The organism is Metabacillus schmidteae (genome assembly GCF_903166545.1).
GTDB classification, from domain to species: Bacteria; Bacillota; Bacilli; order Bacillales; family Bacillaceae; genus Metabacillus; species Metabacillus schmidteae.
The window spans coordinates 3,009,894-3,033,933 of the sequence record NZ_CAESCH010000001.1 but is presented as its reverse complement, the minus strand read 5'-3'; the positions used below and the strand labels follow the sequence as shown (position 1 = coordinate 3,033,933).

Below are 24,040 nucleotides of genomic sequence, written 5' to 3'. Positions count from 1 at the left end.
CCGAACAGTTTTTTTAGTTTATGATTTCTCTATTATTATTATAACCAAAGACTAGATGTTTGAAAAGTAAATACAGGCATAGCAAGTAATGTATTATTCGTTTATTGGGACTCATGGGTATATGATTTTCCTAAACAAGGATCAATTTCAAAGTTGACAGAATCAAAACATTAAGAGAATTTCGCTCATCAACGAAAGAAATTGTCGATGAAGTAACAGGTGATGAAACATCAAAGGAAAAAGAGAAAGGAAATGTTTAATACTTGTAAATAGTATAGCAACTTTTCATCCTAAGTTATAAAGTATCACATCAATGATAGAAAATTAACAGGCATCAACGATCTGTATATTAACTTCATTCGATATGAAGTCAGGTGTGGAATTGCTTCGGTAAGCTCTTATTCATGCTGGTGTTAATATGCTGCAGAGATAGAGGGGTGGGTCTTTACTTCCTAAGAGGAAGCGAAAAAGCCGACCCCGTGCTAACTTCCTAATATTGTATTTTTAAAAACGTTTTGTTTCACGTCCATAACCATCAACTTACAATGAATCCTTGAATACGCGAACAATCGAGTAGGAATTTGTATCATCGGTTTCGACCATTCCTTTGAGGTTTACATAGTGAATTCTAGGATTAAACACAGTAGTATCAAAAAAGGAGTTATTTAATCTAAGTAGTTCCAATATATTCCACTATTAATTGGTATAAAAGGTATATAATTGGTGATCAGAAAGAGTGTTACTAGTCTAAAAGTGATATAATTAACAATGCCTTGCCACTTTTGGCAATCTTTTCATTGCGTTTAGAAATGTTATTTTAGAAAAAATATCAAGGTGGTATATATGTCAGAAGTAGAAATTGTTTCATGGCAATTTAGAGAAGATAGCATAAATCAACTTAATAACAGGGAATCATATCTAAATTATCCAGTCATTTATTTATTGAATAATGCTAAAGAAGCATATATCGGTGAAACAGTCTATTTTAAGAAACGTATGCGTGCTCACTTGAAGATATCTGAGCGGCAAAAACTGAATCAAATGCATCTAATTAAACATGATAAATTTAATCGTTCTGCGACATTTCATTTAGAAACAAAGCTAATCAATTACTTTTTAGGTGATGAACGGTACAAGCTTCAAAATAAAAGTAAAACGACGAATGAATTTTCTCATAATTATCATAATAAACCCTATTTTGAACAAATGATTTTTAAGGATATTTGGAAGGAACTTGTTACAAAAGGTGTCGTTACACATGAACAACATGTAATTGAAAATAAAGATATCTTTAAATTGTCACCTTTTAAAGAGTTATCATTAGAACAATTAGATTTAAAAGAGAAGGTTATACAATTTTGTGAGAAACAGGTTCAATCCGAGCGAAGTGAATATGGTAGCTTGTTTGTTGTAAGGGGAGAAGCAGGCGTTGGAAAAAGTGTAGTATTAAGTTCTATATTTAATACAATACAGGAATACACGAAAGAGGCATCTTCACCGTTTCATAATACTGAAAATTATTTAGTAGTAAACCACGAAGAGATGATAAAAACATATAAAGGTATTGCGTCTCAATTAAAGTATTTAAAAGCAAAAAATTTTGTTAAGCCTACACCGTTGATTAATCAACTAAAGAAAAAAGATAGGAAAGCAGATATCATATTAGTTGATGAAGCACACCTACTCTTAACACGATCCGATACATACAATAATTTTCATGATCAAAATCAGTTAGAAGAATTACTAAAGCTAGCAAAAGTAGTTGTAATGGTATATGACGCGGATCAGGTATTAAAGTTAAAAAGTTTGTGGCAGGAGATTACACTAGAAAATTTGATTTCAAAAAGTGGACATGCTGAATTTTATGAGTTATCAAATCAATTCCGTATGCAAGCAAATGATCAAGTTATTGAATGGATAAATGAATTCAAACAAAAACGACTATTACCACTTCCTGTTGACGAAAATTATGAATTTAAAGTATATGGATCTCTAAAAGAAATGCATGAAGAGATTAAAAAGAAGAATTCACGCTTTGGTTTGAGTCGTGTTGTATCTACGTTCGATTATATACACAAGAAAGATGGAGACATTTATTATATTAAGGAAGATAGTGGCAGTTACCAAATTCCATGGAATATAACAGATAGTAAATACACATGGGCAGAAAGAGAATCCACTGTAGAAGAAGCAGGTTCAATTTATACGATTCAAGGGTTTGACTTAAATTATGTTGGAGTAATATTAGGTCCTTCAATAACTTACGATGAAGATAAAGGTCAATTGGTCGTTAATATAGATGCATATAAAGATATTGGAGCTTTTACAGGAACAGAAGGTATCTATAATGTAGATGCAGCAAAAGAACGAATTATCTTAAATTCAGTCAATATTCTAATGAAGCGAGGCATAAAAGGGCTATATTTATATGCTAGTGATGAAGCATTACGAAACCAACTTCTAAATTTTCAAAAAGAAGGAAGGTGAAAATATGAGTGAACTCAAACGATTAACAGATATGGTAGTAGCTTTTAGAGATGAGCGTGATTGGCAACAGTTTCATAATCCTAAAGATTTGGCGTTATCAATCTCATTGGAAGCAAGTGAATTACTTGAGAATTTCCAATGGAAAACAAGTGAAGAAGCTGTTGAAAAAAACGCAGAAAATATAAAGGATGAACTAGCTGATATTGTCATTTATTCTTTATTATTTGCAAATGAAACAGGAATCGATCTTGTGGAAGCTATCGAACAAAAAATCCAAAAGAATAATGAGAAATATCCAGTAGAGAAAGCGTATGGGAGTAAGACAAAATACTCTGAGTATTAAAAATGTTATTAAGAATTGGGTGGGAATACCCGGGAAAATTTTCGCTATGTCCCACAGATCTTTGAGGATTAAAACTTCAATTGCCTACTTTCATAGAAGCATTAAGGTAGAGTTGTACAACATACTCCTTATTCAAGTAAACAAGGCTAATCTTCGAGAAGGAGATTTGCCTTTTGATGTTAAAGTAAAAATCAGAAAAAGATACGAATTTAAAAGGGTTTCCTCCATGTCGAATAATAAACCTAATCAAAGAGGAGGAAAACATGGGAAACTTTAACGAAGAAGATGGATCAAAGTTTAAAAAATATTATTACTTTTTCCACTCCTATATTTCATTCATGATCTTGAAGAAATCATAACAGTAGAAAAATTTATTGAAGAAAAATCAAACATACTATCTTTTAGTATAACAATTTTGGAGTTTTCATTTGCATTTATTCTACTATGGATTTTTGCTTCAATAGGATGTTATAAAGCATTTTTTGTTAAAAGGTTTATGGGCATGAATCCAACTACTTACCTTGCATTTTTAGTACCTGGAATTCTTTTGGCAAATGGTATTGGTCATTTCTTACAATTTATTTTCTTCAAAGAATACGTTCCAGGCATTATTACATCCATCTTTATTTTGTATCCTTATTCTTTTTTTACAGCCAAAGTTCTTATTACTGAAAGATTAATGACTAAAAAAAGACTTCTTAGCTATTTTCTAATAGAATTTGTATTACAAGCACCGCTTGCACTCATTGCACTTTTTATTTCAAAACGCATATTATCTTTATTTTGAGTTAAAGGAGCATTAATTAAGACATGTAGCAAACAGTAAATTTTAATTATCAATTGTATAAATCAGATACCTGAGTTAGTAGCTTAATATATTTTCAAGGGGACTGTTCTCTGAATACAACGTTTGTTGCCAGAGAATCGTCCCTTTATTTATCTTTAGGAAAACATGAAAGGGAACTTAACGAAGATTAATATTTTATTAAAGTAATTTATCTTAAAGCTAACAAAAGTCATTTTTGTACACCTATTGTTATTTTAAGTCCACTTACAAGTTAAGGTCGAGGTGATAATATAAAACTATCGAAATAAAGCGCTTACAAATTAGGTAACGGATTTAATTTAGAGACTAGTTTTAAGGACAATGGTAGAACCTTCACGAATCGCAATGGTTCGTTGAAAGTTATAATAAAAATTTTCAACAATTAATAAAAGGGGAGGTATGTAAGATGAGGAAGTGGATAAAATTGCTTTTTGTGATGGCCATGGTGTTTTCTTTAATTCTAGCAGGGTGTCAGTCAAAAGAGAGTTCATCTGGTGGAGGAAGTAAGGATGGAGTAGTAACTCTAAAGTTTATGGGATGGGAAGCAAGTCCACTGGAAACTGAAAGTGTAAAAAAAGGGATTGCAAAATTTGAAGAGGCTCATCCAAATATTAAAGTTGAGTATACACCAGTACCAGGTGATCAATACGCATCTAAATTACTAACGATGATGGCTGGTGACGCAGCTCCCGATGTATTCTTCTTAGGAGCTAGTGACTACCGTTCTTTCCAGGAACGCGGTGTTTTACTTGATTTAACTCAGTACTTTGAAAATGAGTTAGACATAGACGATTTTATCCCCTCATCTGGTGGAATAATGTCAATTGATGGAAGCATTTATGGAGTGAGTAGCTGTACAGTATCTCCTGTCTTGTATTACAACAAGGATTTATTTGATCAAGCAGGTATTTCTTACCCACCAAGTAACCCTGATGAGGCATGGACATGGGATGAGTTTACAAAAGCTGCTGCACAATTAACTGTTAAAGATGGAGATAAGGTAACACAATTTGGAACTTATGGCTTTGAAACATTTGCAAATACAATAGCAGGAATCCTTGAAAATGAAGGATCTGTTTTTAATGATGATTTCACTGCAACAATAATAAATTCACCACAAACAAAAGAAGTGTTAGAAGCAATCTTAACTGTTAAACAAAATGGTTATAGTCCAGAAGCAAAATTGTTAGAGGAGTCTGGTATGAGTGCTTCACAAATGCTTCAAACAGGTAAAATTGGAATGCTGATTGAAGGTTCATGGGCACTACAACAACTTGCACAAATGGACTTCCCTGTTGGCGTTGCTGCATTACCTAAGTTTGATGTAGCTAGTACCACTGGCCAGGCACACCTTCACTCTGCATCGGCCAATACAAAACATCCTGAAGAAGCATGGGAGTTTATTAAGTTTCTATCCTCAGAAGAGTATCAAACTGACTTAATTAGTTCAGGTCTATGGATGCCTAATAGAACTTCTCTTTATACAGAAGAAGGAATTGAAAAATGGTTTAATGCAGACGTACACCCTAAAGAATTTAAAGAGTTAGTCCCTTATTTCCAAAATGCAGCCGTTGATCCATTTGCAATCAACAAGTTGAATCAGATTGACGATATCATGATCGAAGAGTTGGATAAATTCTGGTATGATGGACAGCCGTCGGAGGATATCTTAGCGAACATCGAGAGAAGAGTGAACGAAGAGTTCGCTAAATAGACTGAATGTTCAGATTATGCAGGTGTATGATGATGATTTAATAGATTAAACTCAGATTATACCTGCATACTTCTTCTATAGATTAAGGGGGGATAAATTTGAAGCAAAAGCTTAAAACACTATTACATAAGGATGGTCCATGGGCGTTTATCTTGCTGCTACCAAGTATTCTTGGATTCTTTATTTTTGTTCTTTTCCCTGTAGTTGCATCATTTCTTCTTAGTTTTACAAGTTGGGATTTACTAACTCCTATAAAATGGGTTGGTTTCGAAAATTATTTCAAACTTTTTAAGGACGAAACCTTTATAAAAGTGTTGTGGAATACATTATATTTTACAGCGGTGACAGTTCCAATTGGGATTATTATCTCTCTCTTTCTAGCTGTTGCCCTGAATCAGAAGATAAGATTTATTAAGTTTTATCGAGCTGCTTACTTTTTACCAGTTATTTCTTCTATGGTTGCTGTGGCTGTCATTTGGCAGTGGATTTATAACCCTGAATATGGTTTGCTAAATTTCATTTTAAGTCTTTTTGGAATTGATGGTCCTAGCTGGTTAAGTGATACAAAATGGGCGATGCCAGCAGTAATGATTACGAGTATTTGGAAGGGCTTAGGCTTTAATATGTTAATTTTCTTAGCGGGTATTCAAGGAATATCGGAATCCTATTATGAAGCAGCTGAAATTGATGGGGCAACATGGTTTAAAAAGTTTATTCACATCACTGTCCCGTTATTAAGACCAACAACATTTTTCGTTACAGTTATGGCAATCATAGGGTCATTCCAAGTATTTGATGCGGTTTTCTTATTAACACAAGGAGGCCCAGCACGATCTACATCTGTTCTTGTCCATTATTTATATCAAAACGGTTTTGAGTATTTTCAAATGGGCTATGCTAGCGCGATGGCTTATATTTTATTCTTTTTAGTTCTTGCCTTCACATTAATACAGTTTACATTGCAAAAGAGAAGAGAGGTATAAAAAAGGGGGGATATGAATGAGTAAATCAACACCACAGGATTCATTGAGTGTTTCACCTGTGAAAATTAGTCCCAATAAAAGACTAAACTTAAAAAGGAGAAAGGTATTTAATTACCGAAACTTATTGGCCCATCTATTTCTGGGGCTAGGTGCGATTATGATGTTATTCCCGTTTGTTTGGATGGTTAGTACTTCATTAAAAGATTTGAGCGAAGTATTTGTCTTTCCACCTACCTTGTTTGGAGAAGAAATCAGATGGGACAATTACTTAAGAATATCTGATCGTTTTCCATTTATGACTTATTTTCTAAATAGCTTAAAAGTAACTGGTGTAATCGTTATTTCACAATTGTTAACTAGCTCTATGGCAGGCTTTGTTTTTGCAAGATTAAATTTTAAAGGTCGTGATTTATTATTTGGCTTGTATATTGCAACCTTAATGATTCCAACACAAGTAACAATGATTCCTAACTTTGTCATTATGCGTTTTTATGGATTAGTTGATACACATGCAGCCTTAATTTTACCAGGATTGGTTAGTGCATTTGGAACGTTTTTAATGAGACAGTTCTTCTTATCTATTCCAAAGTCATTAGAAGAAGCAGCCAGAATTGATGGTTGTACTCCATTCGGTATTTATTGGCGTATATTTGTTCCGTTAACAAAGCCAGCAATGGCAACCCTAGGAATCTTTGTATTTATGGGCGCTTGGAATGATTTCTTTAGTCCACTCGTTTATATTAATACCCAAAGTAAAATGACACTTCCTTTAGGATTAGCATCCATGCAAGGAATGTATGCAACAGACTGGCCAGTACTAATGGCTGGTACGGTAATTAGCGTATTACCTGTGATCCTTGTTTTCTTGCTTGCTCAGGATGCGTTTATTAAAGGTGTTACTCTATCGGGCATAAAAGGTGAGTAATAAATTATTGTTTATTCATTTTCGTCCGAAAATAGGATTCGCGATATTCTGTTGGTGTCATTTTCTCGTATTTTTTGAATAATTTCATAAAATACTTTTCATCTTGGACACCAACATTATATGCGATTTCCTTTATAGAGTCATTCGTACTAGAAAGATAATCCTTGGCTTTTGAGATCTTTAGTAGGTTAATATATTCAATTAATGTCATACCTGTACCTTTCTTGAAATAACGAGATAAATATTCGCGATTATAATTGAATTTATCAGCTATTTCGGTAACAGTAATGTTCTCTAAAGCATGGATTCTTGTCCACTCCATAATTTTATTTAAATTAGTATCAGCTATAACGGAAGAAGAATTGAAGTTAAAATTTGAAATGATTTGCTCTGTTACTTCAATGAGTAGTGAGGTGACTAAATAGTGCCCACTATGATACGTATAATAGTTTGATCGATAGACATGTAATAATTGTCTAAACATGATATTAATCCGGTCAATACTTGCTGGTGTAAAGAACATAGGAATGTAGATATATGTATTAGATTTGTAATAATTAGGATTTCTGCGTAATTTTGCAATCTCTTCATTCATTGTTGCTTCATCAATTAGTGTGAAGTTATCTGAACATAAAAAATGGAACCAGTAAAAGGATACCTTTTCCTCACACGTGGCAAAACCTCCATGTGGTTGATGAGGAAGAATGAGTAAAACATCACCTGGATTGACTTCATATTTATGCTCACCTTGCTCCATATATAGAGTTTTGTTGACGCCAATAATGATTTCAAAGCTATCAATATTACGTTTTGAGTGAATCCAAGGTGTTTCGGACATAAAATACCCACCTGAGATAAACTCAATCGGGGTGTGAATTGAAGTCTTTAAAAACATTGTCATCCTTTTCCCACCTTTATATGTAAGGATTTATTTTTTAAAAGAGATATATACTCTCAATCTAGTTTTTATTAACTATTCGATGGTTATGAATTAATACCTTTAAATTTTTCAAGGAAGATCGGAGGCTTTCTATGTACACAATTGGTTATGATTTTGGAGATACGCTTATTCAATTAAAGCAACTACAATTTGCTGTCAGGTTATTTACTGAAAATAATGTCTATGCACCAGACCCTGATAAAGTAACCGTGAGTAAAGAAGCGAACCTCGTATCTCTAAAGGCAGATGGCCTGTCTTGGGCTGGAAATCAAGAAAAAGCAGACGGTAAAATAGAAGTAGAAATAACGGTTGAAAAAGATGGAAGGTATGTTGTTCATGCGAAGGGTTCGCATTCAACGGAACGTTGTAAATCAATGCTAGTGCAGGTACTAGGTATTAATTTACAGTCTATTCAATTTGATCAAAATAAAAAAGAAGTGATTGAACGAAATAGCTACAAACGAGATATAAAAGCAAAACATTATCCAACTTCGATGAAGATGCCGCTTGTATTTGTCGAAGATCAAGCGAACAATAAATGGTTTGCATTATCAAAAGATGACAAACTTAGATTAAAAGGCTTTGCTAGCCATTATGATCCATATCTTCAAACACAAATACTAGACTTGTCGCATGAGGAAGACAAACGTTTTCGTTCCAATGAGATTGTCATGCCACCATGGCATATAGGCTTCACACAGAATGAGAATGAGATCATTCTAGAGAGATGCAATGACTTGGAACAAAACTTTGGTTTAGTGCCTTTTCACCAGAGAAAGGATACGCCCGAGTGGTTAAAAGATATTAAACTGGTAACCATTCTTCATGGTGAACACTGGACAGGACATGTGTTCAATACTTTTTCCGATATGGAGAAGCGGTTGGAATGGATTACGAATGAAATTGATGGAAAAGAAGTCCTCGTTTTTCTCCCTGGTTGGGATGGAAGATATTATAATAACTATCCGGAATACGAGCCTAGTAAACGGATGGGAGGAGAAGAAGGGCTTAAGAGTTTTGTGAATAGAGCACACGAACTTGGTGTGAGGGTTGTACCTATGCTAGGAGCAAATAATGCAAACATTGAGACGATGAGGAAACTTGGTCTAGAAGATGCCGTAACACGAGATTCCTGGGGCCTTGAGAAAAGATGTGACTGGGTTGATTGGGATTACGATCTATCAACTGAAAATAATTGTATGCTAGCGAATATGGGCCACCCTGGCTTTCTACAGCATATGATAGATAAATCTAACTATCTAGTAGAAACCATTGGTGTAGATGGAATCTTTTTAGATATCAGCATCTTTTGGGCAAATGATCCACATTACTCACCTTATGAGGGCTTAGTTAAGTGGGCGCAGGAGATGAAAAAACATCATCCTGATTTACTATTGTTTGGAGAAAACAGTTATGATGTGCTCTGGGGTGTATTCTCTATTTTCCATGAATTAGGTTATCCTGCTGGTCATGGCCATGCGCTTTATCGATACTGCAGGCAAACCCATTATCTTGCATATCCAGCCCCAGGCATGGGATCCGGTGGTATCCATGAATTTGCATGGAACCAAAGCGGGTTACCATGGGAAAGAGAGGTTCCAGAGTTAATCCCAACGTTATCAGTTGTATCAGATACAATTGATAAAAATGGGCATGGGACTAAGTATCTCATCCATAAAGCAAGAAATTGGAATCAAGTCTATCCTGGAGTGACAGGTTATCAAGAATAGAGATTGATTAGTAGATTCAAAAAGTCATTTTTGTCCACCTATTGTTTGTTTATTCTACCGACTACTTTAGTTGAAACTGCTATTCTTATATTGATGTAATCGCTATCAATCGTTATCTAAAAAAATATTTGTTAGGAGAGATGAAAGCTTATGAAAAAAACAATTGAAAACAAGGCAAATAAAACTCAAATCACAGACAAATTTTGGGGACATTATTTAGAAGTTGTACGCGATCAAGTGATTCCTTATCAATGGGAAGCATTGAACGATCGAATCCCAGGTGCATCACCAAGTCATGCAATTGAAAATTTTAAAATTGCAGCGGGAGAAACTGAAGGTGAGTACTATGGAATGGTGTTCCAGGATAGTGATGTAGCAAAGTGGCTAGAAGCAGTAGCATTTAGTTTGGAAAACCACAAAAATGAAGAACTAGAGAGAACAGCTGATGAAGTGATTGCGTTACTAGGTAGAGCGCAAGGAGAAGATGGGTATCTTAACACATATTATACAGTTAAGGAACCAAACAAACGCTGGACAAATGTCAGGGATAATCATGAGCTCTATTGTGCTGGACATCTAATAGAAGCGGCAGTTGCTTATTTCAAAGCAACAGGTAAAAGAGAATTCCTTGATATTATGTCTCGTTATGCTGACTACATTGATACTGTTTTTGGACCAGAAGAAGAGAAGTTAAAAGGCTACCCTGGGCATCAGGAAATAGAGCTTGCCTTAGTCAAATTATATGAAGTAACTAATAACGAAAAGTATTTAAATCTAAGTAAATACTTTATCGATGAGCGTGGTAAACAACCGCATTACTTTGATATTGAAAAAAAGAACAGAGAAGATGAAAGACCGTTTTGGTTTAATAACGATTATGCATATCATCAGGCACATCAACCTGTAAGAGAACAAGACAATGCGGTAGGGCATGCGGTTCGTGCTACATATATGTATACTGCAATGGCTGATCTTGCTGCAAAAATCGGCGATGAGGAACTAAAGAAAGCATCTGAAAGACTATGGGAGAATGTTACTCAAAAACAAATGTATGTAACAGGTGGCATTGGTTCAATGGTATTCGGAGAGGCATTCTCGTTTGATTATGATCTGCCAAATGACCTTTCTTATACTGAAACATGTGCATCTATTGCGTTAGTATTTTGGGCAAATCGCATGCTTAACCTTGAAGCCAATAGTAAATATGCTGATGTCATGGAAACTGCATTATATAATGGAACAATTAGTGGAATGGATTTAGACGGCAAAAAGTTCTTCTATGTGAATCCACTTGAAGTTTTACCAGAGGCAAGTGAAAAGCGGAACGATAAAAAGCATGTTAAAGCAGTGAGACAGCCATGGTTCGGATGTGCTTGTTGCCCACCTAACTTAGCTAGATTAATTGCCTCAATTGGCCATTATATCTACTCTCAAAAGGAAAAAGAATTATTTGTGCATCTTTATATGGGTAACGAAACAACAGTTGAAGTGGATGGAACGCAAGTCCAAGTTATTCAAAAAACAGATTACCCATGGGACGGAAATGTGTCTATCCAAATCAATCCTGAAAAAGAGCAAGTTTTCACATTAGCATTACGTATTCCAGGTTGGGCAAAAGGAGCAACTGTGAAAATTAATGGAGAAGGATTTGATCATATTCCATTGTTAAAGAATGGCTATGTGTACATTAACCGTAATTGGAAAGCAGAAGATACAGTAGAGCTCGTATTCCCGATGGTCATTGAACGTATCCAATCAAACCCTCAGGTCCGTCAAAATGTTGGAAAAGTGGCATTACAACGTGGACCAATTGTTTATTGCCTTGAGCAAGTAGATAATGATGAAAATCTACATGGTTTCTTCTTACCAAGAGATGCTGAATTAACGGCAGAATTTGTTCCAGACTTACTTGATGGTGTTGTTGTCATTTCTGGTGAAGCTGAACGAATTGTAGAGGCTGACTGGAATAGTTTGTATCGTCCTGTTTCTGATCAAACTACACCTGTTCAAATTAAGGCTGTACCTTACTATGCTTGGTGTAACCGTGAACCAGGAGAAATGATTGTTTGGATTAATGAGAAAAGATAATAGAAGATAGGAAATAATCTAATTTGAAAAGGAACAGGGATCTGTATGAAAATACGGTTCCAATAAAGCAAAATGAGGTTTGAATAAAAAAAGTCCCCTTGGTATGATACTAGGTGTTCAAAGCTGCGCAGCAATAGGACCCTTAAATAGACCAAGGAGGACTCAACATGAATTTTAAACAAAATGATAGGATTTTACAACTGACAGAAAAAACCTTAATTGTGGGAGTGGATATTGCTAAACATAAGCAAGTTGCTCGTGCCCAAGATTATAGAGGTATTCAGTTTGGGAAAGCTCACACGTTTTTAAATTCATTTGAGGGATTTGAAGGCTTTATTCGATAGGTTAATAATAAAGGTGCCTGTCACTGCCCGAAGTATGTTGAAACATATCGACAAACTTCGGGTGGTGACAGGCACTTTTACTAAGCACATTTAGTAGAAGAGCTTGATGAGTCATTTTCGGAACGTTTGTTACGGCTGTTTGATGAAAGAGGGATGACGGACGTTGAGACCTATAAATGGGCGAATATTGATCGTCGTCGCTTGTTTTCAAAAATACAAAATGAAGCCGAGTACTCTCCTAAAAAGAAAACAGCCTTTGCCATTGCTTTAAAGCTAAATGAAGATGAACAGACGAATTGCTGTCTGCCGCAGGATATAACTTTGTCTAGTAGTAGTAAATTTGATGTCATTTTATACAAGTGATGATGTACGAGCGGATAAAGTAATATTCGTCATTACAACGGATGGAATGGAAAATGCAAGTCGCGAAAGTATAAGAGATTGAAAAGTAATGAATACAAAGTAATAAGGATTCACTATCATTAAATTCGTATTTGAAAGTTTGAAATTTGTCCTACATATCAATTAGCCAATAAAAATTGGATTTGACAAAAACCTTCATATTTAGTTAAAAATCTGAATTTTATGTATTAAAATAGTAATAGGTATATTCTTACTATTTAAGGAAGTGACAATCATGATACAAGCAAACAATCTAGTTGAAATAATGAACATAGAAGATACAACCATAAGAAACCAAAGAATCCTAGATGAAGTCCAGCCATTAGCAAGACGACTCATGGACTCTTTTATCGCAAAATACAGTGAACGTGATTCTTATTTACTTCAATTAAAAATACATACACATGAACAAACAATTAAAACGACGATTACAGATTCAAAAAATCCTAAATACGCAGAAAAGAAACAGCACTACGGAAACAAGGGCTTCGTGGAATTAATTGATGAGAAATTATATGAAAGTCCATTATTTATCCTAAAACTTGAGTTCCATTTAGCATCACGTGAAATCCGCATGATGATGAGCTCTGATTTTTATCCATTTTGGGTTTTATCGAAACGATCACAGATCCATGAACTTGAGAGAATGGTAGAGGAGCTAGATGATGATCTTCAAATCTTTACGATTGAAGAGAAAAAGAACTTTATCGATAAAAATGAGTTTACTGATAGAATTTGGCAGTACATAAAAAATAAACGAAAGCCCACCATTTACTTCGGAAAAATTGTACTGCTGGAGGGGTTGATAGAAGAAGAGGAAGTTGTTGATCAGCTTTGGGATACATATCAAAAATTAACCCCGGTGCGTAGCGTTCTAGAAAAAGAAGCAGCTGAGCATAGTCATGCGATGTTATTGATTAAGAGAATCCAAGAAGGAACAGATCCTTTTAATATAGAACTTTTCTCCAAATCATATCAAGTCATCATTGATGAAGAAGTAAAAAAGGTAAAAACAAATGATTATAAGCAAATGTTTTACATATATGATCAAGATCAATTAATTACAGAAGGACATATTGGATACTTTACTCGTGATCCGCACGAATCTATTGGAATATTTATTGGCAATTACGGTCAGATTTTTCATCGAATCCGTAAACTTGCGAATCAAACAAATTTTGATTGGTATATTAAAAAGGCGTTTTACCATCGAGGTAAGTATAACCAAAACAATGAAAATCAAATCTATCAGGAAATTTCAGTAAAAGAATTAAGAAATCATAACTATAACTTAAGTGCTGCAAATACTTTTTATGTTGGAACATATAAAGGAGTTGACGAAAGCTTTACAGAACCTATTTCAACAATAAAAGAACGCCTTGTAACAGCAGCAGCTATTTTTGCTGATACAACTGAGTTTCTAACCTTTCCAAAGGGAGTTCAAGCACCTGAACCTTCTGAAGAAGAGGACGAAGAGTTTGATCCAGAATTGGAGAGTTCCTTCGACTTCGCCAGCATCCTGGACCTTGTCGAACAAAGTGGTTTCACGTTCTCACTCGATATTATAAGAGATTTCTACTTAAACCTAACAAGCCTAGACGACAAGCACTTTGTCATCTTAAGTGGTATTTCCGGTACAGGTAAAACACAGCTATGCCGTGTATTTGCCAATGCCGTATACGGACTTGATTATAGCGAGGAAAATCCATACTTAAAAATCGTTCCAGTCCGACCAGATTGGATGGATGCGACATCACTATTTGGCTACTACAGTTCGTTTGAAAAACGATATATGAGAACCGAGTTTTTAGATATGCTGCTGCAGGCGAACGAAGAAAAAGACAAGCCACACTTTATCGTCTTAGATGAAATGAACCTGGCTCGAGTGGAGTATTATTTAAGCGACTATTTAAGTGCGGTTGAATCAAGAAAACCGATTCAGCTGCACAATATAGATGATCTAAAGGATGTACCTAAAACGATTGAAATCCCGCACAACTTCTATGTCATTGGAACGATTAACGTTGATGAAACAACCCATAGTATTTCGGACAAAGTACTTGATCGCTCCTTTGTTATGACTTTATCAGATGTTGATTTTTCAAGCTTCTGGGATCGTTTAGAAGAAAAATTCAAGAAAACGGTCAAAACAGAATGGGATTTATTATTAACGATTCATCGACATCTTACAACATACGACCTACACTTTGGTTATCGAACAATGAATGAAATGATTCGCAAATTGTATAAAAATAGTATGTTAGCTGAGGAGCTTCGAATGGAGCCTTTAGTTGCACTAGATCGTGTTGTAGCTGAAAAGGTCATCCCAAAAATTAGAGGGGATGAACGAATCACAGATTTATTAGACACCCTAGCAAACTTATTTTTCCAACAGTTTGGCGATAAAGCTCAATCTTATAAACATATAGAACGCATGAGAGAGGAATTAGAGCGATATGGCTCCACTCAATTCTGGCGTTAACATAACTGTATGGGATGATCATCAAAAAAACTGGGTAGCACTAAATAAAATCTATCTTGAAGAAGCAAAAATCTATCGATGGAAAACACGATCAAAGGGAACATTTCAATTTAGAATGCAGCACCTTTCCTTACCAATGACCAAAACACATGAAGGCTGGGAGGGAGTCTTTGAAACTCCCTTTCAAAGTGGAATTGTTTCATTTACACTCAGCACTCAAGAAGCCGAAGATACGATTGAAAACTATGTGTATACCGATCATCGGAAGCTAACAGTGCAGCAATACCAATGCCTTTTAGATGAGTTATTAAAAGAAGCAAGCATTTGTTTTCAACAATCTGGATTAGAAACGAATATATCAACGAGCGGATTCACAAGAGAATGCTCCATGCTACAGTGGATGTATATTGAATCATCCCTATACAAACTAAGAAACACCTTTCAAAAAATCGAAGCACATCCATTACGAAATCTACGCAAAGAAGAATTATTAATGAGACGCGAACGTGTAAAGTCTGTGACACCAAGAAGCATCGCATGGTTGGAACGGTATGGAGAAAGCTTTGGTGGAACACCAACCAAGCTACCAAGCCACATTCAAACAACAAAAGTAGAAGAAACATATAATGTGTACGAAAATCGAGTCATTCTCTTACAGCTTAATGAGCTAGAGTCACTACTAAAAACGTACAGACTTATCAATGATGTTGATATTCAAAGAAAAGCTTCTCAATATCTGGACTGGATCAGTCTATGGAAAAAAACAGAATTCCTACAAGGACTAAGGCCTCATTCAGGACCTGTAAAAATAACTCAAGTGTTTCGAAAGCATCCCGTTTACAGACTTTGGTACCAATGGTTTCAGTCACTTTATCAATTTAAAACCATTACCTTTGATATCGAACAAAAGTTGAGTTTAAAAGACACGTATCTGTTATATGAAATGTGGTGCTTCATGCAGATCATTCGTACCCTACGTGAACTTGGACAACTAAATGATACTGCTGAGTTATTCACCAAAAAGGACGGCTACCATTTCTTACGTTTGGCTGAAAACAAAGAAAGTGTGATAAAGCTTAATAATGGTGGAAAGGTAATCTACCAGAAGATTATTCAATCAAATACAAACCCATACTACACATACACGCAAAGAATGATCCCTGATATCGTCATTGATTATAAGAATCATTTGTATGTCATGGACCCTAAATACCGGATTCCTGCTAATCTTCCGATGGCGCTTGGAGAGATGCATAAGTATAGGGATGGGATTTTAGCAAGAGATGATGATAAGAGGGTTGTGAAAGAGGTTTATATTTTGACTACGACTGAGTGTTATATGCCGAGTGAAAAGGATTTTTATGATGGTGGGTTTCATGAGAGGTATAGAATGGGAGCGTTTTGTTTCTCACCGGGGGAAAATAGTAAGATTTTTAAGGAATGGGTAGAAAGAATATTATAAATAGCACAAAAAGGAATGGGATCTATGCCAACCTATAACAAACTAGTCCGAGATAAAATACCTGAGATCATAGAGGCTTCAGGTAAGGAATTCCGAACAAAACAATTAAATGAAGATGAATATATAAAAGAGTTAAGAACAAAATTAGATGAAGAAATTATTGAATATCAAGAAGCGAATACAGACGAACAAGCACTAGAGGAACTAGCAGATGTGTTGGAAATCATACATAGTCTGGCGGTTGTTCATGGGTCTAATTTTGAAGCAGTAGAAGAAATTCGCAAAGCAAAACAAATAAAGCGTGGAGGTTTTCAGGAAAAAATTTTCCTGATTGATGTGGAAGATTAGATTCAGGAGGAAAGGTATTGAGCCATAAATTAAAAATCGGTGAGCTAAAAGAGACGTACCTAACTGATGAGGACATATGGAGAATATACACCATCGTTTTATCAAGCAAATCTGTCAAATCGTCTACATACAAATATGCACTCATTAAAGCGTTAATAGAAAATTTGTATCAAATAAATGAAGAATTTGAATTAACTTACGATCAACTAGCTTATTCGTTTACTAAGATCTATTGGAACTTAATAGTCCATCACAACTTGTTAAACCAAAACAGAGGTAAAACAGCTAGAGTGGTTTCAATTATTAAAGAGGAACAAAACAAAAATGGCATTCCCTCTGAAATGGTTTTTGATAAAATCGATGATTCATTACAGGTGAAGCTAGTTAATAGAGTTAAGACAACAATGAAAGAAAATGTATACGGTGCACTCTATGGAGATACCAGAGGAAGCTTTTATGCATTTGATCATAAAAAAGAGGTCCTAAAACTTAACCCTTCTGTTCACGCGTTTATGCTGAACTATCAAAGACTAATTGTGAACCTGACAAATTACCATATGGCAGCCATGATTGAACAACTAAATGAAGTACCAAGTATTAATTATCTGTTAGGGAAAGTAGAGAGCATTGCAAAGCGATCCACGCTAAAGCCTTTTGAGAAAATACTATTAACCTATTTTCAAGCTGAATGCTTCTATTGTGGTAAGAAATTATCCGATAGCAAGAGAGAAACTCACGTTGATCATTTCATTCCATGGTCATTTGTTCAGTCGGATCATATATGGAATCTTGTTTTAGCTTGTCATACATGTAACAGTTCGAAAAGTGATAAGTTACCGACGAGAAGCTATTTAGAATTAATTATTGATAGGAATCAAGCATTAAGTGATAAACAGGAGGATTCTTCCATTAAAACTTTAATGAATAATTATCAGTCAAAAAAGATTATTATGCTTTATGATTATTCGATTAAGAATGGGTTTGATTCGATATGGTTGCCTAAATAGTTGGTGCTTCATATCTTTAATGAAATTTTGTACTAGAACCATCATATTTACCAGAAAAATATTATGTAAACTTAATGTTTTCTTTCAAAAATACAAGATCGAATGCCACCAATACGAACAACGGGACGGTTCGTTTGATTCAAAAAGTCTTCCAAGAAAACAGTAGATCCGCCCAGTGTTTTCATAAATTAAATTCGTATTTAAAGGTAGAAAACCGAATATTACACTTATAATGTTCGGTTTTTGCCTCTATTTCTCTTTTCTAACACCTTTAAATGGAGAAGATGAACTAGTCTATTGGTCCATAATTTTTCCTGTTTCTGTAACTCTTATTATCCAATTCCAGTTTTTAGGAAGATTTTTAAACTGATTAATTAGAATTTTTAATTTAGAAATAGGATATTTTTTTGATAAAACATGGCAGGCTTCAGCTTGCTATGTTTTGTTTATATAAACAAAGGTACACTCGAATAATGAATGTACTTAGAAAGAATCGATAAGAACAACTACTGGATTATAATTGCATTGTACAAATCGATAGCTATAAGACCTAAAAGTTTTGGATTTTATCACGAAAGAATATGGATCATTAATTTCGAAAGCCCATAATTATGAAGAATAGATGCGAGAAAATAGCAAGTAGATTAAGGTGTGAAGATGGCATTAGTTGCCAGGTATAAATCCCCCTAGACAATATAGAAATATTTAAAATGTTGTCTAAGGGGATGTAATAATCAAAGTTGTTATTGAAATTTTATAACCATAAGTCAATTATCTGAATATCAATACTAATGTCTAATTCTTGTTGATTGAATCAAATAATTCAAGTTGTTGTGAGTTTATTCTCTTTTCGATTACTGTCTCTATATTTTTCAAACTCCACTCTGCGATAGGATAGGCAATAGCCCTAGCAAGTTCAACAGGGACTGCATTCCCAATTTGTTTATATATTTTATTTAATCTGCCATTAGTACTGATAGCTTGATTCCCATCCGAAAATTTAAACCAATCAGGGAAAGTTTGAATTCGTGCTATTTCTTTTATTGAAAGTCTTCTATGCGACTCTACACTACCGGGTAATTCCCATTTATCAGGTCCAACTTTTCTCATTGGGTTACCACCTGGGTGTAGTGGGGCTTGTCTACCAGAAGCTTGAATTGTGAAGCTTTGTTCGTCCCATTGCTTTTTTCGATTACGTGAGAGGTAAATAGATGAAAAGCTTCCTTCATACCATTCTCCTGGATCTGCTTCTAAATCCCCTATAGCATCTTTTAATGTGACATATGGTTTTTGATTGTCATTGTTACCATGTGTAGGAGCAGGAAAATCATATTCAAAGTCAATGTCTTCTCTAACACCTACAATAAATACACGTTCTCGAAGTTGTGGTACACCATAGTCTCTTGCATTAACAAGTTTATATTTTACTTTATAGCCCGCTGATTCAAAATCTTGAATAATTTGCTTAATTACTTCACCTTTTCCTAGAGTTAACATACCTTTAACATTTTCTGCAATAAAAAAGGCAGGCTTAGTTTGTATTAAGCAGCGAATAAAGTGGATATACAAAAAATTACGTTCATCATCAATTAATCTAGGACCTGCTTCACTAAAGCCAGGGCAAGGAAAGCCGCCCAATACAATATCACATGTTGGGAAAAAATTTATTTTTCTTATGTCCTTTTCTTTCTGAATCACAGAATCTGGAAAATTAAGCATATAGGTTTGATTTGCTTCCTTAAACATATCAACTGAATATATAGTATGAAAAATACTTTTATTTCTATTCTTATTAAAATTATTTTGATTAGATAAGGCAAGATTAGTATTCTGTCTCCCAATTACTGCATCTAATCCTGCTAATTCGACACCAAGATCTAAACCACCACATCCAGAAAACAAACTCACTAAATTAATTTTGTTAAAATCTAGATCTATTTCGTCTATTTCATCTACGTTAGCCATGGCAAGTACCATTTCTTGTTCATGTTTTATTTTATCTATTAATAAAAGTTTAACTTTATCAATATCATATTCCTTTAATGGTCGGTATTTCGCTCTACCTCTTTCTTCAATTCTCATACAAGCACCTCCAAGACTCTTGATTATTTTAACATTAATAATAAAAAAAGGTCAGTATTTATTATTCTGTGTAATACTTTCAAAAAATGAGTTAAAATGTTTGTTAAATAGGAGTGAAAATGATGAAAATATCTCGTAGAATTGGCGATCAACATGTAGTGGATGTTTCTTCAGCATTAAATAACTATATTAATAATGAATCAATAAATGAATACTCTGAAACAACGAGAGAAACTGTTGATTATATCGTTAAGCTTTATCCAAATATTAAAAGTATAATAAATAAATTTGAAACTGAAAAACCTGATTTTAGCCCTGATCTTTGTTTACGTCTTCATAGTTACGAAGAAGTCAAAGTAAACCTTTTCTACATTAAAGGAAATGCTTCCATACAACCCAAAAACATAGGAGCACTAAGTTTCCTTAAAAAATATTTTCTTTCGGAAGAATTACAACATTATTTTAATGATTACTTTAAGAATGAGTATTACAATTTTTTGAAAGTAGTAGTTAATAAACGGGAAAAGAAAACTACTTATGATAATATACAAGGTATTAAGAAAAAAGTAAAAAGCTACTTTCCTGAGTTTACAAAAGAAATTGAATCTAATCGACAAATCTTTTTGTTTAACCTTAGAGAGTATTGTTTTCAATTAATGAAGGATGAATTTAATAAAGGTCAAACAGGGATTAGGAATGCCTTTAAAGTATTATTAATGTCTGATAGTACTAATATTATAACCCGATACACCAAAGAGAACAAATGTTTGTTTGTGGAAGAATTTAAAAGTGATATAAATTTTGAAAAAGACATTAAAATTTATAAAAAAGGAAATTATTCAATAGGTATTAGATGTGATAAAGAGTCGCTACTTCTTAGGTTTAAATTTGAAAGTAGCCCTGTTTCTTCAATTAAATTAGCTACGAGTTATGAACAGTTTCCTACTGAAAAAAATATTTTGCAATTTAATAAAAGTACTTTAATAAAGTTTGAGGAAATCATAAATAAACATAACAAGACAAAATCTCAAAATATTAGTAACGCTGTAGGAAAATGTAATGAAGCCATGGTTTATTATCAAATTCTTAAAACAAAACCAGAAATAAATCAGATAGAGCCGCAAGAATTTCAAATTATTTTAGAAAAATATGCACCAGTAATAACACATAGTGATTTGTTAAATTTAAAAGATGCCTCCGAAATTACTATTAAAAAACTATTTGAATACCTTCGGAAGAAATATAGCCAGTATATAATTGATGGTATTCAGTTAGTACCTAATAATTATATTAAAGATAGACTTGATACTAGTGATTTAAAACTAATATTAATAGTTGACAACAAATATATTGAGGAATCTATATCATTAAAGGCTTTAACAAGAAAAACTAATAAAATTACTGCGAAAAATCCTGGAATTGGTCAAATTTTAAGTGAGCAATATTTTGATATTGGATCTCTTACTAAAGTGGTTAATGAGGTAAGAGAAAAGTTTTTACATGAGGTAATTGATCATACAGAAAGTCTAAAAGAAGTATCAGCAGTTTTAGGTCAAAGATTGAGTGAAGCTAACCAGGGACAATTACGTAAAGGTGTTAAAGCACTTCTTGGTAGTTCAATGATAGTCATTACATTTTATAAACAGAATGATAGCGTTATTTTGGAACACGGTAATGTTAACAGTATGATTACCGTATTTCCGAAGTACCCTAGTCCAATACAGACAACTTTAAGATGGAATGATAACCATGAGGAACTATCATTAAGAGTAAAATTTAGTGCGGGACAAGCTAAGGGGTGGTCTTCATTAAAACTAGCATGTGAATTTAAAGTGAATTTTGTAAGTGAATAATTGTTAAAAGAATTAATCAACTATTTTTAATCGATAGAAGGGGAAAAGATGAAATGCATTTTTTGTGCAATAATAAAAACTACTTGAAAATAATAATTAAGCCTATGTCTTTTTGACAAATACCCCGTAAAGGGAAACACCGTGACGGTTCGTATGTTTCAAAAAGTTTACAAAAGAAAACAGTAGATCTGTCCCCGTGTTTATTATGTTCAGGGCATGTATATAAGTTACATTACCTTATTTTAGCCACACAATTTCCCCAACACATAATAAAGACTTTCTAGAATACTTGAAGATAGTGAGTATTTTTTAAAAGGATATATTTCTTTTTAATAAGTCTCTGTTAAGGGTAAATGTTGATATTTGATACCTTTCTGTATTCTTAGTAAAACTAGCGTAAGAACAAACGTTTATAGTGGGTTTTAAGGGTGAACAAAGCGTTTAGTGAATAGGTAAAGGACATCGATAAACTATGATTTTCATCAACTGTGTGTCAGAGATATAGATATAGCTATCTATGTAAAAGTAAGTTATAAATTTTAGTGAACACCAACAAACTGTGTTTTTAAGAATCGAAATGAGAAAGTGATCACGTTTAGCTATTGTATGATCGTTCGCACATCAGAAATATTAAATCTGACCATGATTAATGGTGAAGAAGATAGTAGATAATAATTAGCTTGTGTACAGTCTTACCTTATATATATAAAACTTCATAACTTTCTATATTTGCACTTCATTCTTCTTAGAAATAATAAGAATAAAGTGTTTTTTCTTATTAAAAAAGACCATCTATAGCGATCAGCTAGTATAGCGGTGAAAGTAACTTATTCTATATTACAATGATAATAAGTTATATAATCATACTAATACACAAGAACAAAAGAGGGATAACAGAGATGAAAAAACTACAAGAGTTTTCAAAGCAATATCAAAACGAGATGAACTGGGAAATCAAAACGGATCATTATGAAAGAACAAAAGCTTCTCTATTAAATAATTACATGCTACTAACCACTGAGGTTGCTGAGATAGCTGAAGAATTACGTAAAGCTTTTAATATGACGAATACACTTATTAATGAGGGAATGGATGAAGAGAAAGCATTTGAAATGGCGAAGGCTAGCGTAAAAAATGAACTCGGGAATGAATTTGCTGATTGTCTTGCCTACATCACTAAATTTGCTAATTACTTCGACATTGATTTAGAGGAAAGCTTTTATCAGAAGATGGAAGAAGTAAGGAATAGAAAAAACAAAGACGTGGGTATCGTTAAAAAATAGTTCAGTTTTTAAATAATAAAGATTGAAACGAATCAAGAAAAGGTGTTAGATATGAAAATATTACTTGTCGAGGATGATAAAACAATTGCAATGGGTCTAGATTACTCATTAAAGCAGGAGGAGTTCGAAACTGTTGTTTGCTACAATACTGAACAGGCAAATAAAGTGATTATGCAGCAGCTACATGATATTGATTTGTGCTTGTTTGATTTGTCTTTACCAGATGGAAGTGGCTATGAGCTATGTGAGTTGGTGAAGAAAAGCTCAGATAAGCCGGTTATCTTTTTAACAGCCTTGGATGATGAAGTCAATGTTGTGATGGGACTTGATATGGGGGCTGATGATTATATTACTAAGCCGTTTCGAATACGAGAATTGCTTTCTAGAATTAAGTCAGTGTTACGCCGATACAATAAGCAAGCAACAGCACAATCAAAAAATATCATTGATATCAAAAACATCCGCATCAATACATTAGAAGGCAAGGTGTATAAAAATGGGGTGGAGGTGCTGCTCACTGCATTGGAATATCGTCTTCTTCTAATCTTTGGGAACCATGTTGGACAGGTTCTCACCAGAACTCAATTGCTTGATCGAATTTGGGATGTAGCAGGTGACTTTGTCAATGATAATACATTAACGGTTTACATAAAAAGATTACGTGAAAAGCTAGAAGATGAACCGCAAAATCCAACCATTATAAAAACGATACGTGGTATGGGCTATAAGGTTGGTGACTAG

General features: G+C 33.9%; 19 protein-coding genes. 17 read left to right on the top strand and 2 right to left on the bottom strand.

Annotation, left to right across the window (positions count from 1 at the left end):
- The first annotated feature begins 843 nt into the window (after positions 1-843).
- From HWV59_RS14630 to HWV59_RS14605, 6 genes are all read left to right on the top strand, one after another.
- The gene (locus HWV59_RS14630; RefSeq protein ID WP_175639290.1) at positions 844-2,487 is read left to right on the top strand and encodes a DUF2075 domain-containing protein; all 1,644 of its coding nucleotides are present in this window, start codon (positions 844-846) and stop codon (positions 2,485-2,487) included.
- Between the two features lie 4 nt (positions 2,488-2,491).
- The gene (locus HWV59_RS14625; RefSeq protein ID WP_175639289.1) at positions 2,492-2,830 is read left to right on the top strand and encodes a nucleotide pyrophosphohydrolase; all 339 of its coding nucleotides are present in this window, start codon (positions 2,492-2,494) and stop codon (positions 2,828-2,830) included.
- Positions 2,831-3,134: 304 nt separating this feature from the next.
- Positions 3,135-3,617 carry an HXXEE domain-containing protein gene (locus tag HWV59_RS14620; RefSeq protein WP_175640075.1) on the top strand — a complete coding sequence of 161 codons (483 nt, stop codon included), beginning with the start codon at positions 3,135-3,137 and terminating at the stop codon, positions 3,615-3,617.
- A gap of 445 nt (positions 3,618-4,062) precedes the next feature.
- Positions 4,063-5,370, top strand: coding sequence for an ABC transporter substrate-binding protein (locus tag HWV59_RS14615; RefSeq protein ID WP_175639288.1), 1,308 nt, complete (start codon positions 4,063-4,065; stop codon positions 5,368-5,370).
- 98 nt (positions 5,371-5,468) lie between these two features.
- On the top strand, positions 5,469-6,353 hold the full coding sequence (locus HWV59_RS14610; protein WP_102231614.1) for a carbohydrate ABC transporter permease: 885 nt from the start codon (positions 5,469-5,471) through the stop codon (positions 6,351-6,353).
- A 16-nt stretch (positions 6,354-6,369) separates the two neighbouring features.
- A complete protein-coding gene (locus tag HWV59_RS14605) occupies positions 6,370-7,278 on the top strand; it encodes a carbohydrate ABC transporter permease (protein ID WP_180967976.1) in 909 nt (302 codons plus the stop codon).
- A gap of 4 nt (positions 7,279-7,282) precedes the next feature.
- On the opposite strand, the gene HWV59_RS14600 is transcribed toward HWV59_RS14605, so the two are convergent.
- A complete protein-coding gene (locus HWV59_RS14600) occupies positions 7,283-8,179 on the bottom strand; it encodes an AraC family transcriptional regulator (RefSeq protein WP_235991743.1) in 897 nt (298 codons plus the stop codon).
- Positions 8,180-8,310: 131 nt separating this feature from the next.
- On the opposite strand from HWV59_RS14600, the gene HWV59_RS14595 reads away from it, so the two are divergent.
- The 8 genes from HWV59_RS14595 to HWV59_RS14560 all read left to right on the top strand — a co-directional run bounded on the left by HWV59_RS14595 (position 8,311) and on the right by HWV59_RS14560 (position 18,081).
- Complete coding sequence (locus HWV59_RS14595; protein ID WP_175639287.1) at positions 8,311-9,948, top strand: DUF6259 domain-containing protein; 1,638 nt, start codon at positions 8,311-8,313, stop codon at positions 9,946-9,948.
- 150 nt (positions 9,949-10,098) lie between these two features.
- Positions 10,099-12,036, top strand: a complete 1,938-nt coding sequence (locus HWV59_RS14590; RefSeq protein WP_175639286.1) for a glycoside hydrolase family 127 protein — start codon at positions 10,099-10,101, stop codon at positions 12,034-12,036.
- 167 nt (positions 12,037-12,203) lie between these two features.
- Entirely contained in the window at positions 12,204-12,380 is a 177-nt protein-coding gene (locus HWV59_RS14585; protein ID WP_175639285.1) for a hypothetical protein, read from the top strand.
- A gap of 153 nt (positions 12,381-12,533) precedes the next feature.
- Positions 12,534-12,743 carry a hypothetical protein gene (locus tag HWV59_RS27300; RefSeq protein ID WP_175639284.1) on the top strand — a complete coding sequence of 70 codons (210 nt, stop codon included), beginning with the start codon at positions 12,534-12,536 and terminating at the stop codon, positions 12,741-12,743.
- A gap of 274 nt (positions 12,744-13,017) precedes the next feature.
- A complete protein-coding gene (locus tag HWV59_RS14575) occupies positions 13,018-15,264 on the top strand; it encodes an McrB family protein (protein ID WP_175639283.1) in 2,247 nt (748 codons plus the stop codon).
- The gene (locus tag HWV59_RS14570) at positions 15,239-16,726 is read left to right on the top strand and encodes a DUF2357 domain-containing protein (RefSeq protein ID WP_175639282.1); all 1,488 of its coding nucleotides are present in this window, start codon (positions 15,239-15,241) and stop codon (positions 16,724-16,726) included. The genes HWV59_RS14575 and HWV59_RS14570 overlap by 26 nt, the downstream gene beginning before the upstream one ends.
- Before the next feature lie 24 nt (positions 16,727-16,750).
- Positions 16,751-17,074, top strand: a complete 324-nt coding sequence (locus HWV59_RS14565; protein ID WP_175639281.1) for a nucleoside triphosphate pyrophosphohydrolase — start codon at positions 16,751-16,753, stop codon at positions 17,072-17,074.
- A gap of 17 nt (positions 17,075-17,091) precedes the next feature.
- Positions 17,092-18,081, top strand: coding sequence for an HNH endonuclease (locus tag HWV59_RS14560; RefSeq protein ID WP_175639280.1), 990 nt, complete (start codon positions 17,092-17,094; stop codon positions 18,079-18,081).
- A gap of 795 nt (positions 18,082-18,876) precedes the next feature.
- Here HWV59_RS14560 and HWV59_RS14555 read toward each other — a convergent pair.
- Positions 18,877-20,163, bottom strand: coding sequence for a DNA cytosine methyltransferase (locus tag HWV59_RS14555; protein ID WP_175639279.1), 1,287 nt, complete (start codon positions 20,161-20,163; stop codon positions 18,877-18,879).
- 122 nt (positions 20,164-20,285) lie between these two features.
- On the opposite strand from HWV59_RS14555, the gene HWV59_RS14550 reads away from it, so the two are divergent.
- The 3 genes from HWV59_RS14550 to HWV59_RS14540 all read left to right on the top strand — a co-directional run bounded on the left by HWV59_RS14550 (position 20,286) and on the right by HWV59_RS14540 (position 24,040).
- Positions 20,286-22,016, top strand: coding sequence for a hypothetical protein (locus tag HWV59_RS14550; protein WP_175639278.1), 1,731 nt, complete (start codon positions 20,286-20,288; stop codon positions 22,014-22,016).
- Positions 22,017-22,915: 899 nt separating this feature from the next.
- The gene (locus HWV59_RS14545; protein WP_175639277.1) at positions 22,916-23,299 is read left to right on the top strand and encodes a MazG nucleotide pyrophosphohydrolase domain-containing protein; all 384 of its coding nucleotides are present in this window, start codon (positions 22,916-22,918) and stop codon (positions 23,297-23,299) included.
- Positions 23,300-23,350: 51 nt separating this feature from the next.
- On the top strand, positions 23,351-24,040 hold the full coding sequence (locus tag HWV59_RS14540) for a response regulator transcription factor (protein WP_175639276.1): 690 nt from the start codon (positions 23,351-23,353) through the stop codon (positions 24,038-24,040).